Origin of the sequence: Tundrisphaera lichenicola (assembly GCF_051175385.1) — a bacterium.
Lineage (GTDB): Bacteria > Planctomycetota > Planctomycetia > Isosphaerales > Isosphaeraceae > Tundrisphaera > Tundrisphaera lichenicola.
In genome coordinates this window covers 6155960-6168834 of the sequence record NZ_CP195106.1, presented here as the reverse complement: position 1 = coordinate 6168834, position 12875 = coordinate 6155960, and the positions used below count along the sequence as shown (strand labels likewise).

Sequence of the window (12875 nt, the reverse complement as noted above, 5' to 3'; positions counted from 1 at the left end):
GATCATCATTTTCGATTGGCCAAGTCCTCATCCAAACTGGCGATGGGACGCGGGAGATATTTAAAACTACGGTCGAAGTAAGCTTTCGTCTCGGGATCTTTCGCGATCTGACGAAGCTTGATAATACCGGCTTCGTGCTGCTGCATGTTCAGTTCAAAGATTGTATATTTGTTGAGCGATGAGATGGTTCGATCATCGACGAATCTGCCCGGATGGGTAACCGCGAGCGACGTTCTCCCCGACCATTCTTCACAGGGACACTCGTACGACCCTGGCCAGGGTCGCGCAAGCAGGCGACGCCAGTAGCGCGGCCAGAATGGGGCGTTGTGGCCAGAAGTCTGGATGTGTCGTCCGTCTTTCAGGTATTGAGTGTGCAACAAATAACCGTGTTCATGATCGTAATAGACATTCCGGGCCGTCACACCAGCCCAGGTGATGATCCCAATAACCGCCACGCCGATCATCAGTTGTCGGATACTGATTCGAACGCGGCGGGGTTTCACGTGTCGAATTCCTCGCGTTGGCGGAAAGGCTCAGGTGTCGCCCTGATTTCCCGAAGTTCCCCAACCATCGATGAAGCCACCGAGAGGTCGGCTGAGCTTGTCGAGTTCGATTTGAGCCTCCGTGACCCCGAGGTAAGTCGCGAGCATCGTCTTGCTGCAATAACAGGTCCAATGTGAGGCTTCATCGCCGACATCCGCATTCGAAGCTTCCTCGTCTTGCTCCAACTCGACCCGGAATCCGGCTCGCTCGGCCAGTGCCGCGAAAACCTCCCCGACTTCTCGGTTCGGGACTACGATGAAGTAATCGATTTCCATAGCCCTGGACAGGTCGTTCCCGAGAGCCACGACTCTCCTCAAGGCATCACCATCGGCATCGCTCGGGAAATCTTCGTCCATCTCGGCTCAGCTCCTTCGGATCTCGGCAAGGGACGCCGCTCGCCGGCCCCGGACGCTCTCCGGGAACAGCATCTCCTGATCCAAAGTCCCATCCGCCCCGATCGGCATCTCTTCGAAATCCGACTCGAAGACCAGTCCTGGATTCGACTCCACCTCGCCCGCCAGCGGTAGCGTGACCCAGAGGTGGGCCACTTCCAGCGTGTTGGGGATGATCACCATCCGGGCTTCGCTGGGGTCGATCCGCCAGCAGGTGTCCAGGCAGGCGGCGATCACGTCGCGGTCGGTGGGGAGGCTGAGGGGGACCCTGGCCCTGGTGAGGAAGTTCGAGGTCATGCAGTTGACCCGCATCGGGATCGGGTCGATCCCGGCGACGAGACGGTCGGTGGTCAGGTCGGCGAGTCCGACCCCGGTCGCGTTCCCCTTGGTCTCGGTCGAGAGGTCCAGGACGGCCAGGCGGGTGACGACCGGCCGGGGGAGGTCGGGCATCGTCTCGACCCTTTGCCGACCGATCACGTTGGGGTCCAATCCGGTCCCGCTGTAGTTCTTGCCGAGTTCGCCGACCAGCAGTACGTCGATCTGGTCGAACGGGAGCCGGGCCATCAGGGTCCGGGCCTCGTCGAGTAGTCGGGGCTCGACTTCGAGCAACTCCTCGGGCTCGACCCCGACCACCCGGCTGGTCCGCTCCTCGGCGTTCTCCAGGAGGGCGATCCCCAGGGCCACCGGCGTCTTGCCCATCAGGAACTCCCCGACCTCGGGCAACAGCTTGCGGAGGCCGGGGAGCCCCAGCTTGTGGACCTGCTCGGCCCCCTGCCGCTTGCCCAGGCCGATGGTCAGCATCTTCAACAGGCCGCTCTCGTATCGGCCCGTGAACGAGGTGTGCGGCTTGATCCGGTTCAGCAGGACGATCCCGTCGGCCCCCAGCGCATTCCGGTCGAAGTGGATCGGCAGGCCGAAGCTGTTGGTGCCCAGGGCCACCGTCTCCATCTCGGACCGGATCGGACATCCGACCGAGTCCTCGGTCACGCCTAATTCGGCCAGCAAGGCCCGTTGCCCTTGGGAAGTCGCCCCCCCGTGGCTCCCCATCGCCGCGACGACGAATGGGGCGAGCCCCAGCCCCTTCAGGGCCTCGACCGCCGCCCGGGCGATCGGTCCGATCCCGGCGATCCCCCGGCTCCCGACGGTCAGCGCGACCGAGCCTCCGGGCTTGATCCGCGAGCCGATCCGGCTGGATCGGATGGCCTGCGCGACGGCCCCAGGGACGTCGAGCACCTCGGGCTGGTCGTTGACCTGGCGGACTCGGGCGATCTTGGGGAAGGTCATCGGAGGGAGGCTCGCGAGGTGCCGACCGGGCCGTTGAGAGATCGGGGAAGGTAGCAAGCCGAGGGGCGCGAGGTCAAGCCGGGCCGTCGCTCGAAAGGGACGGACCCCGGACGATCGCCGATCCGGTCAGCTCGGGCGGCTCGGCGACGATCGAGACCTCGGTCTCCAGGCCGGGCGAGGGGATCACCGGGAGGCTCGGGGTCGCCAGCTCCTCGACCGGCTCGGGGATCGGGGCGGGAGGCGAGACGCCTCGGGGGATCGGGTGGAGGTCGTCGGGCGGGAGCGGGACGTCGTCCTCGTTCACCAGGACCGGGGGGCCCACCCGTTCCCCGGCCCTCATCCGGGCCTTGACGTAGCGGTGGAGCAGCCAGACCGCCACCCCCAGCGCGAACGCCGGGGTGATGTAATGCTTGGCCTCGTTGAACCCTTCCTCCACCTTCGACGCGAACGCGTAGCCCAGGCCGAACATCAGCAGGGTGCTGAACGAGGCGGCGGCCAGGTCGGTCAGGAATAGCTTGAGCGTCGGGAGCCGGAGGATCCCCGCCGTCAGATAGGCCGCCGTCCGGAACCCGACCGCGAATCGGCCCAGGATCAGGATCTTGACGCCGTGCCGGTGGAAATACCCCTTGATTTGCGCCTCGCGGGCCCGGGTCAGGAACTTCCGGGTCAGGGGGAGGCTGAGGACCTTCTCGCCGTAGAAGAATCCCAGGAAATAGACGACGAAATCCCCCACCAGGACCCCGGCGAAGCACGAGGCCAGCGCGGGGATCCAGTGCATGGTCCCCTTGCGCGAGAGGATCGCCGCCAGGATGATCGGGGCTTCCTCGGGGACGGGCAGCCCGAGGCCGCCCAGGACCAGCACGAAGAAGATCCCGAAATAGCCGAACTGTAGAATCAGGTCATCCGCCAAGCCCGGCTCCCCGTCGAGGCCCATCGAAGGCCGGGGCTCATGGTGGCCCCCCCAGGGGCGGGAGCCGAACGCCGGTCACCCTGATTTGGTACCATATCCCGCCCAGATCGTCAAAACCGGAGTCGCCCGGGAGCGACACGGGGGTGTGTCCAGGGTTTCTGGGGAGCTTCGACGACGGAGCAAGCTCCACCTTGGCATAGCGTGAGCAAGATCACGCTTTCCGCCCCGGAGCTTGCTCCGGGCTCCGATGACCGCCAGGGTCGGTCATCACCCCCCGAATCCGCGGGTACGCCCGGGATCGCACCACGGACTCTTGCGACCCCCCGCCTCCCCGGTACGATGGAGCCTCGAAATCGCTCCAAGCTCCCGGGGACCGCAATCATGAACCGAGCGACCCTCGCCGCGACCGTCCTCCTCGGGCTCCTGGCCGTACCCACGGACCGGTCCGCCGCCCAGGAGCCGGCGCGACCCCACTCCGCCGAGGCCCACGACTATGCGAAGTGGGAGAAGGAGGTCGCCGCCTACGAGGAGGCCGACCGCCAGGCCCCCCCGCCCAAGGGGGGCATCCTGTTCATCGGCTCCTCCACGATCCGGCTCTGGAAGACGCTGGCCGAGGATTACCCCGACTATCCGGTCATCAATCGCGGATTCGGCGGCACCGAGATCGTGGACTCGACCCACTTCGCCGACCGACTGATCTTCCCGCACGAGCCGAGGCAGATCTTCCTGAGGGCCGGCGGCAACGACATCCACAACGGAAGCACGCCGAGGCAGGTGGCCGAGGATTTCGCCGACTTCGTCCGGGTCGTCCACACCAAACTGCCCAAAACCGAGATCCTCTTCATCGGCTGGAGCCCGGCCCCCTCGCGCTGGGGCGAGACCGACAAGTACCGCGAGCTGAACCGCCTGGTCCGCGCGATGGCCCTGGAGATGCCGCGAGTCGGCTACGTCGACGCCTTCGACATCAGCCTGTCACCCGACGGCCGGGCCATCCCCTGGTTGTTCGTCGAGGACCGCCTGCATTTCTCGCCAGAGGGCTACAAACGGCTCGCCGAGCGAGTCCGGCCGTTCCTGACGAAGTAGGCGATGCCTATTGCTGCCCACGAGTGCATGACGTATGTAGCCGTCAACGCTCAATTTGAAGAGCAAGTCCTGCCCTGATCGGAGCCATGCAGGCTTCGGGACTTACTGTCAAATTAATTTATGATCAAAAAAAAGCAATATCAAATCAGCATCGCTGGGTTTTCACTCATCTTGCTGACATCCGCACTCTGGATGACCTTGTGGGTTCAACCGGCCAACATCCCGGCCAGTGGCATCACCACGATCGCCGTCTCCTTGCTGGCATTCTCCACCTTGATGGCGGCCGCAGGACGCGATCAATCCAGATACCAGTGGGCCGGATATGCGATCTTCAGTGGTTTCTATCTCCTGTTTACGATCGGGCCGGGTTTCGCAAGGTTGGATTCGCCGATCCTCTCGAACCGGATTTTCCTCGAGATCTACCTCAACGTCGCGGGCGTGACGGATTCTCGATTCTTGAGCGACCCGGAGGTCATCACCTCGCACAAATTCGCGATCTTGCCCTATCTGCAAATCTGCCACTCCGCAGCCGCGATGGTTGTCGGCACCTTCGGGGCGATGCTTGCCTATCTGATCCGTAAATCCGGCGATCAAGCCCGTTAATCACCCACCGGTTGGGAACTCCCGATCTTGTCCAGCCTCTCCGGTAGATTGCGGAAAGGATTCTCACCCGACCTCGGCGATTCACCGGGTTAGGCAACCCGGCCTGATGACGATAGAATCACGGAAGGTTACGGGAACTCGGATGGACCGGGACTAGCTCCATAAATTGAATGGTGAGGGCGTGCGGCACGTCCAGTATGCTGAGGGTGAATTCCAGCCAACAGGGCCTGCGGAATCGACGGCTCGGCAATTCTCAGAGTTGCCAGGATGCTCAAGCCCAGGCCATTTTCGTGGGCCGAGGATCGAATCCCGGATGGGTCGTACCCGGGCTTCGAGGGGTGAGGGCAGGCCGGTCGAAACCCAAGCCGATCGACCCGGAGGAGACATGATCCGGCTCAACCACTGGCGATCTCTGGTCCGCCGCCTCCTGGGCCGGGTCCGATTCAAGACGGCGACGATGCTCATCGCCATCGGGGTGCTCGCGCTCATCCTGGCGGCGGTCCGCGAATACTTGAGCCCGGTTCGGGTCTGGCGACGGGGCATCCACCAGAAAAATATCGCCAGGCGGCTCGAGTCGTGGGAGGAAGCCCGGCGCGGGCGGATCGAGGGCCTGGATCAAACTCGGACCCTCGATGAGGTCAGCTCGATGCTGGAGGACGCCGACGACGATACTGCGGCTCGGGCGGTCCAGGTCTATCCGATGATCCAGCCCGACTCGGCCGAGGTCGCCCGTCAACTGGCGATGAGACTCCTCGATTCCGATGCTCGGGTCAGGAGGGTCGCGGCCGACTCGATCCGGTTCGCGGTCCAACCGCAAGGAGAGGGACGCGAGATCGCCTTCCCCGCCCTGATCGCCGCCCTGGACGACGGCGACCCCGGTGTCCGCAGGACCGCGGCCAGGTCGCTTGGCGCGATCAGCTTTCAGGTCGGCCATTCCGAATCATTCGATCCGCGACCGGCCCTCCGAAGGAAGCTGACCGATCCCGACCAGGCGGTCAGGATCGCCGGGGCCCTCGCCCTGGCCCGCGATGGGGCGGGTGAGGAGGCCGTGCCGATGCTCCTGAAATCGCTCGAAGGGCATCGGGAGAACGAGGCGAATTGCTCGAACATCGGGTGTTCCGAAGCAATCGAGGCCCTCATGGTCCTGGCCCCTCGATCGGACCGGGCCACTTCCGGGTTGATCGCCAGGGTCTACCGCGAACGAGAGGGCAGGTCGAGCGAGACCCTCACGACGCTGGCGGCCCTGGTCCTCGACGACGATCCGGCGAGGGAACGCGTGGTCGCCCTCGCCGGGGAGGCGCTCGGATCCACCAATGCCGATCTCCGATTCTCGGCCTGCCTGGTCCTCGAACGAGTCGGCGTAGGGAGGATGGCCATCCCCGGGCTGGCCGAAGCCTTCGACCGGGGCGCGCCCAGAATGCGACCGTATGCCGAGGCCGCGCTCGCCAAACTCGCACGGACCTACTCCGAAGATATTCGGAGGGTTGCGGGCGCTCCGGATCATCGTCAAGAAACCCGAAATTTCCTGGAGTCGATCCTTCGCGCCGATCCGAATCCAGTTCCTTGAAATAGGGCATGCACTTGCCGACGGTGGACGGACGCGAATGGGAATGAGATCGGCGGAAACTCGGTGTCAATTCATCTTTTTCCGTCCCGTAATTCCCTTCATGGCGGGTTCCTCCTCGATATTTCGAGTGACCCGATTGCCGTTCGCCTGAGCACCGTTGTACACTAAACACATGAATGCGACCCAGACCACCCTCGGGATCGGAATTTACACGCCAGCCGAGGCTGCGTTCTACTCCAAGGTTGAACCTAAAGCCCTGGTCCGCTGGGTTTTCGGGAATTCCGCAGGAAAGCCGGTCATCGAGCGGCAGCTCCAGGATTCCGAGGAGAAGACCGTCACATTCCTCGATCTTGTCCAGGTGCTCGCCGTCCGGGAGGTGCGGACCAGGTATCTCGTCCCACTCCAGCGGATTCGGGAGGGCGTGGAGCTTGCCACCACGCATTACGGTCTGGACTATCCCCTGGCCCGGAAGCATGACATCCTCCTCTTCGGCGACTCCGAAACTCCCGGCCATCAGCAACTCGTCATCCGACTGAATGGCGATGATGCGCTGCCCGAATACATCCAGCTGACCGGCAAGAACAAGGGTAATCGGATGCTGGGGAAGGTCGTCGAGCCGTTCCTCAAGAACATCACTTTCGATGAGGATAGCCAACTGGCCAGCCAGTACCGCCCGATGACGAGCGGGGCCGCCGTGGTGCTCCTTGACCCGACCCGCCGCTTCGGTGAACCGATCATCGAACCGGGCGGATATACCGCCGAAGCCCTCTGGCTCGCGACGAACGTGGAGGGAAGTTTCGAGGATGCCGCTTCCGCGTGCGGGGTATCTGTGGAGGAAGTCGAACTGGCCAACCGGTACTTCGACACGCTGATGGCCATGAAGGCCGCATGATCCCGACGACCGCCCGATTCCTCTTCGATGAGTGCATGGGGAAGCCCTCCATCGAGCCACTCTCGAAGCTCATTGGCATGGGGCGCGGGGAAAAGCCGGAGGTTGGGCATCTGCTCGACATCGTGCCATCGGGAACGCCCGATGAGGTCTGGATACCCCAGATAGCCCGCGACGGCTGGTTGCTGATCACGACCGACGGCGGAAGGACGCCGAATAAGAAGCGTGGCGAGAAGCTGCCGCGACTCTGCGCGCGGTATGCTATCACTCACATCCTCCTCAGCTCGGCGGTGCATTCGAGGACCGCGTTCGAGAAACTCCTCACCGTCCTCTCCGTCTGGTATGCACTGGTCGACATCGCGGACAAGCCGACTTTTAAAGGAAACCGGTACGCCCTGGAGCCGCTGCATTCCGGAGAACGGGGAAAGGGGCGGCTGATACCTCGCGACATCCCGGGGGACCTCCTCACGCTCCGAGAGGAGTATTTGCGCTCGCTCGAAGCGACGAAGGGCCGGAGTTCCACAGTACTCCGCAACCCCGAGGGAACGGAAGGGTCCGGGGCCTGAAATCGGGCCAAGCCCGGACTTTTCTCGCACCCGAGTCACCGTTGGAGCGATCCGAGGCCGGGCGGCTCGCATGGAGCGGGCTGAATTCGCGCGATCCTGGGCGGAAAGTGTGTTTTCGAGCGACGAGCGGGCGCGAAGATTCGGGGGAGATTCGCTGGATATCGCATTGAACCCCCCCGCGAGGCTGCCCCCATGATCGTCTCCGAAGCCCGGATCGCCGCGAATCGTCGAAATGCCGCACGCTCGACCGGCCCGAAAACCGTCGAAGGGAAGGAACGGTCGCGGGCCAATGCCCTGAAGCATGGGCTGTGTTCGGCAGTCGTGGTTCCCGAGAGCATCGAGGCGATCCAGGAACGGGCCTCGGCGTACTACTACACGCTCAAGCCCCAGAATGCGTTCCATGCCTGGCTGGTCGACAAGGCCGCCATGCTCAGCCTGCGGATCGACCGTTGCGAGCGGATGGAGCGGCGGGTCCGGGACAAGATCTCGCTCCGGGCGGAACCGACCTGGGACGACGACCGGAAGTTGCAGGCCGAGACGCTCGGCGGTCAACTCGCGAAGCGGCCCGGCGAGGTGGTCGAGGCGCTCCGGCGGACCCCTCAGGGGTGCGTGTGGTTGATGACCCGATGGGCGATGCTGGCCCATGTCGCGGACGTGAAGGGGGGCTGGACCTCCGAGCAGACCCGACTGGCCTTCGACCTGCTGGGCACCCCGATCGAGTTCCGCGAGGGGCACAGGCCGGGGGCCTCGCTCGACCTGCAAGGGACGATGGTCGAGCCCGCCGACGACCCGGCAAGCGTGGCCCGTCGCGAGATCGCCGCGTTGACGGAACGTCGGGACCTGGTGAACGACCTCGATGAGGTCAACCGGGCGCTGGCCTGCTCGGACCTGGCCGACGATGAGGATCCGGAACTCCGGAAGCTCCGACGCTACGAGGGGACCCTCCATCGACGGCTCCACTGGTGCCTGGCCCAGGTCAAGTACGAGTCGCCCCATCGAGGGCCGCACCCCGACCTCAAGCCTCGGTGGGTCGTCCAGATCGAGGAGGAGGCGGAGGAACTGACCAGGGAGCAGTCGGTGGGGAGGTCGCCGGTCCAGGTCCCGCTGGCTCGCCAGCACTGGCAAGGCCCTTCGGCCTGCCCGCCGTTCGACCTGACGCCCGACGAGGTGCCCGGCCCCGGCGAGTCGCTCGACGTGCCGAAGATCCTCACGTCCCGGGCCGAGAAGCGGCTGCATCGGGCCGAGGGGCGTCGCGAGGCCCGACGAAGGAAGCTCGAACGGCTCCGCGCTTGACGGCTCGGAGGTTCGGAAAGGCTCGAAACCGTCTCCTCCGGCCGGATGCTCCGTTCGGGGTTGATCTCGCACGGACCCGAGTTGAGAAAAATCCTAGTTCTGGGAGGAAACAGCCCAATTGGGCGGAAAAGCTGGGCGAAATTGGGGTGGGTTCCGTGCGAATCGGGCCGTTTTTCGAGTGCCGGCGGGTCCTGGGGGGAGTTTCGGGAATGAAGCCATTCGGGGTGCGAAACGAAGCCATTCGGCGGGGTGTCGTTGCGTCTCCGGGGGTGATACACCCACCAGGCGGGAGGCAACCTTCGACTCGGAGAATCCCCGGTGCCAATCTCGACGCGGGATTGACCCGATGGCGCGTCGGGGGCGATAATCCGGGACTCTCCGCCCGGGGGATGACGAGCACGCGGGACGCCCGAACGGCCGAGGGCCGAGGGACAGGGTTGGTGATCACGATCGAAGATTTCGCCGGAGTTCCCCCCGAGGTCCGGGGGGCTTACGTCGCCGTCGGGAACTTCGACGGCGTGCATCGGGGGCACGCCCACCTCCTGGAGCGGCTCCGGGCCAGGGCCGACGCCGTCGGCTCGCCCGCGCTCGCCTTGACGTTCGACCCGCCTCCCGTGGCGGTCCTCCGGCCCGAAGCCGCGCCCGCCCCGCTGACCTGGATGGAACGTCGGGTCGAGTTGATGAAGGCGGCCGGGGCCACGGGTGTGGGCGTCTTCCGGACCGGGCCCTGGCTCCTGGGCCTGACCGCCCGCGAGTTCTTCGACCGGGTGATCCTGGAACAGCTCGGGGCCCGGGGGATGGTCGAAGGGCCGACCTTCGGCTTCGGCCGCGACCGGGGGGGGGACGCCCAGATCCTCGGCTCCTGGTGCGAGCAGGCGGGGCTCGACTTCGAGATCGCCACCCCCACCGATGATGCGGGTGGGATCATCTCGTCGTCGAGGATCCGCAAGGCCCTGGCCGAGGGCTCGGCGGCCGAGGCCGCCCGGCTCCTGGGCCGACCGCACCGGATCCGGGGGCTCGTCACCCACGGGGCGGGCCGAGGGGCCGGCATCGGGGTGCCCACGGCGAACCTGGACGGGATCGACACCCTCATCCCGGACGACGGAGTTTACGCCGTCCGGGCCTACCTGCCGGGCGAGTCGAAGCCCATCGCCGGGGCCTGCAACATCGGGCCCAACCCCACCTTCGGCGAGCAGATCCGCAAGGTCGAGGCCCACCTGATCGACTTCCGGGGGGACATCTACGGCCGGTCGATCGAGCTCGATATCCTCGAAAGGCTCCGGGGGACCCGGCGGTTCGAGGGGCTCGACGACCTGCTCGGCCAGATCCGCACCGATATCGAAAAGTCTAGAGAAATTTGCATGCGAACACAGTTTGATTAGTTAATGTCGGGCCAAGGCCAGGACGATTTCCATCGCGATCAGGACGACCACGATGATCTCCAGGGTCTCCATCCGGGTCCCCCCGGCCTGCTGGACCAGGAGGTCGTAGACGTCGCCGACGACCTCGAGCTTCCGGCGGATGCTCTGCTGCCACTCCCCCAGGTGGAACCGGGAGCGGGCCAGGTCGAAGACTCGCGAGAGGTACTGGTCGCCGATCAGCTTGAGGTTGTTGTCGGCCCGTTCGAAGAGGCTGGTGGCCTCGATCTCCAGCTCCCGGACGCTCCGGACCGTGGCCGAGTGGGTCCGCCAGGCGGCCGGCCAGCGTCGGCGACCCCCCTTCTCGGCATGAATCAGGCGGTAGGCGGCCTCGAGGCGGTCGTCGAGCCGGTCGTCGATGTGGCGGAATTCGAGGAGCTGGACGTTGGCGAACTCGATCACCTGCAAGGTATCGGCGCAGTCGACGTCGGCGACGAACCCCGCGGCCCAGTCGAGCATGACCAGGTCGCTCGGCGTGTAGGAGAGCCCGAGCCGGGTGGCCTCGCGGACCTCGGCCTGGCTGAGCGGGCCGGCTTCGAGCCGGATCAGGCCGGCGATCCAGGCGGAGTTCTCGGCCACCCACTCGGGCCGGACGTCGCCCAGCTGGAAGATGACATATTCCTCGCTGAGGTCGCTGACCTCGAATCCGTCCACGACCGGCCGGAGCCGCTCGACCCAGGGGCTCACGACCAGGCGGGCGGCGGCGTTCAAGGCGGTCGGGTCGGCCAGTTGACCGGCCAGCTCGAGGAGTTCGGCCGGGGTGGCCCGGACCGGGAAGGCGACCATCATCGAGATCGCGGCGAAGTCGAAGATCGTCAGCTCGGCCCGAGGGGGGCGGGTCGTCGCCTGGCCCCCCGGCAGTGCCATCCCCGAGGCGTCCAGGCCGATCCGGAGCGGGGCGGGCCGGTATCGGATCGACTCGGGCGTCCGGCGTCTCCGGGCCAGCAATCCCGACTCGACGGGCAGCATCGCCCGAGCCCGATCGAGGTCGATCTCGTAGCCGATGTCGAAGGCGAAGGCCAGGTGGATCGTGGCATCGAGCGGTTCGGGGTCGAGGGATATCGTCACGCCCGGGCCTCGCCGCTGGACTCGGCGGCGGCCGGCCCCAAGTATTTGGCTCTGGCCATGCCCCGACTTTCTCGGTCGGTGGTGCTCATCGAACGTGTCCTTCGGGGCTCATGGGGCATCCCCCCAGTATTCGCCCGGGGGGGCGGATTGGCAACGGGGCTCAGGCCCCCCGGGACCTCGGGTGGAACCGGGCGTGGACCTCGCGAAGTCGGCTGAGCTCGACCCGGGTGTAGATCTGGGTCGTGGCGATCGAGGCGTGACCGAGCATCTCCTGGACGACCCGGAGGTCGGCCCCTCCGGCCAGGAGGTGGGTGGCGAAGCTGTGGCGGAGCGTGTGCGGGCTGACCTTCGAGGGCAGGCCGGCCGCCTCGGCATGCTTCTTGACGATCCCCCAGAGCCCGACCCTGGAGAGCGGCCTCGCCCTCCGGGTCAGGAAGATTTCCGAGATCCCGACCCGACCGGCCAGCAGGACCGGTCGGTCGCGCTTGAGGTAGTCGGCCAGGGCCTGGCGGGCCCGAGAGCCCAGCGGGACGATCCGCTCCTTGTTCCCCTTGCCGATGCAGCGGGCCGCCCCCCCCTCCAGATCGAGGTCTCCCGGGCGGAGCCCGACCACCTCCGAGGCCCGGCAGCCCGTGGCATACAAGGTCTCCAGGGCCGCTCGATCGCGTCGGCCGATGGTCGTCTCGACGTCCGGGGTTTCCAGGAGCCGGTCGACGGCCTGGGGGCCGAGGACGGTCGGCAGCCGATCCCAGACAGCCGGGGCCACCAGGAGCTTGGCGACATTCTCGGTCAGCCGACCGTCATAGATGAGGAACCGATAGAATGTCGAAAGCGCCGCCAGGTTCCGGCCGATGCTGCTGGGCGCGAGGCCGGACCGGGCGAGATGATCGACGTAGCCGGTCAGGGTCCCGATGTCCAGGTCGCTCAGCGGGCCCGGGGCATGCCGCTTCCGCCAGCCGCTGAACCGGACGATGTCCGACCGGTAGGCGGCGAGCGTATTCGGCGAGAGGCCGCATTCGGCCATCAGATAATGGAGGAATGGGCCGATCGGGTCGCGCAGGGGGTCGGGCGGGTGAGGCGGCATAAGATGCTCTCGGCGGTCAACTCTCCAACGCCAACATCCCTTATGATCGGTCGAATCGGGTCGAGTTCATCGGACTTCATGTCCCGACTTCCCTTCGAAAACGAAAAGACCCCCATTCATCGGGGGCCTTGAAAAGCGATCGACCGATCGAGGTCGAGTCGGGCTCTGGGGTTTA

Annotated in this window: 13 protein-coding genes; 7 read left to right on the top strand and 6 right to left on the bottom strand. The window is 65.7% G+C overall.

The genetic code is table 11. From position 1 onward, the window contains the following. Positions 1–5: 5 nt before the first annotated feature. From P12x_RS24305 to P12x_RS24290, 4 genes are all read right to left on the bottom strand, one after another. Positions 6–503 (bottom strand): hypothetical protein, encoded by a 498-nt coding sequence (locus P12x_RS24305; protein WP_435007597.1) that lies wholly within the window; start codon positions 501–503, stop codon positions 6–8. Between the two features lie 30 nt (positions 504–533). Further along, positions 534–899: a ribonuclease E inhibitor RraB gene (locus P12x_RS24300; RefSeq protein ID WP_435007596.1), complete on the bottom strand. Its 366-nt coding sequence runs from the start codon at positions 897–899 to the stop codon at positions 534–536. Positions 900–905: 6 nt separating this feature from the next. Then, a complete protein-coding gene (locus P12x_RS24295) occupies positions 906–2219 on the bottom strand; it encodes a lactate racemase domain-containing protein (RefSeq protein ID WP_435007595.1) in 1314 nt (437 codons plus the stop codon). Positions 2220–2292: 73 nt separating this feature from the next. Continuing rightward, positions 2293–3129 carry a VTT domain-containing protein gene (locus P12x_RS24290; RefSeq protein ID WP_435007594.1) on the bottom strand — a complete coding sequence of 279 codons (837 nt, stop codon included), beginning with the start codon at positions 3127–3129 and terminating at the stop codon, positions 2293–2295. A 381-nt stretch (positions 3130–3510) separates the two neighbouring features. Between P12x_RS24290 and P12x_RS24285 the strand changes: the two genes are divergently transcribed. The 7 genes from P12x_RS24285 to ribF all read left to right on the top strand — a co-directional run bounded on the left by P12x_RS24285 (position 3511) and on the right by ribF (position 10512). After that, complete coding sequence (locus P12x_RS24285; protein WP_435007593.1) at positions 3511–4212, top strand: GDSL-type esterase/lipase family protein; 702 nt, start codon at positions 3511–3513, stop codon at positions 4210–4212. A gap of 171 nt (positions 4213–4383) precedes the next feature. Continuing rightward, a complete protein-coding gene (locus P12x_RS24280; RefSeq protein WP_435007592.1) occupies positions 4384–4815 on the top strand; it encodes a hypothetical protein in 432 nt (143 codons plus the stop codon). Between the two features lie 385 nt (positions 4816–5200). Continuing rightward, on the top strand, positions 5201–6382 hold the full coding sequence (locus P12x_RS24275) for a HEAT repeat domain-containing protein (protein WP_435007591.1): 1182 nt from the start codon (positions 5201–5203) through the stop codon (positions 6380–6382). A gap of 172 nt (positions 6383–6554) precedes the next feature. Next, on the top strand, positions 6555–7274 hold the full coding sequence (locus tag P12x_RS24270) for a hypothetical protein (RefSeq protein ID WP_435007590.1): 720 nt from the start codon (positions 6555–6557) through the stop codon (positions 7272–7274). Then, positions 7271–7837: a hypothetical protein gene (locus P12x_RS24265; protein WP_435007589.1), complete on the top strand. Its 567-nt coding sequence runs from the start codon at positions 7271–7273 to the stop codon at positions 7835–7837. The genes P12x_RS24270 and P12x_RS24265 overlap by 4 nt, the downstream gene beginning before the upstream one ends. A 192-nt stretch (positions 7838–8029) precedes the next feature. Beyond that, complete coding sequence (locus tag P12x_RS24260) at positions 8030–9130, top strand: hypothetical protein (protein WP_435007588.1); 1101 nt, start codon at positions 8030–8032, stop codon at positions 9128–9130. Positions 9131–9570: 440 nt separating this feature from the next. Then, on the top strand, positions 9571–10512 hold the full coding sequence (gene ribF, locus P12x_RS24255) for a riboflavin biosynthesis protein RibF (protein WP_435007587.1): 942 nt from the start codon (positions 9571–9573) through the stop codon (positions 10510–10512). Here the strand turns inward: ribF and P12x_RS24250 are convergent, their stop codons facing one another. Both P12x_RS24250 and xerD read right to left on the bottom strand, forming a co-directional pair. Further along, positions 10513–11616, bottom strand: a complete 1104-nt coding sequence (locus P12x_RS24250; protein ID WP_435007586.1) for a hypothetical protein — start codon at positions 11614–11616, stop codon at positions 10513–10515. 160 nt (positions 11617–11776) lie between these two features. Then, a complete protein-coding gene (gene xerD / locus P12x_RS24245) occupies positions 11777–12700 on the bottom strand; it encodes a site-specific tyrosine recombinase XerD (protein WP_435007585.1) in 924 nt (307 codons plus the stop codon). Positions 12701–12875: the final 175 nt, after the last annotated feature.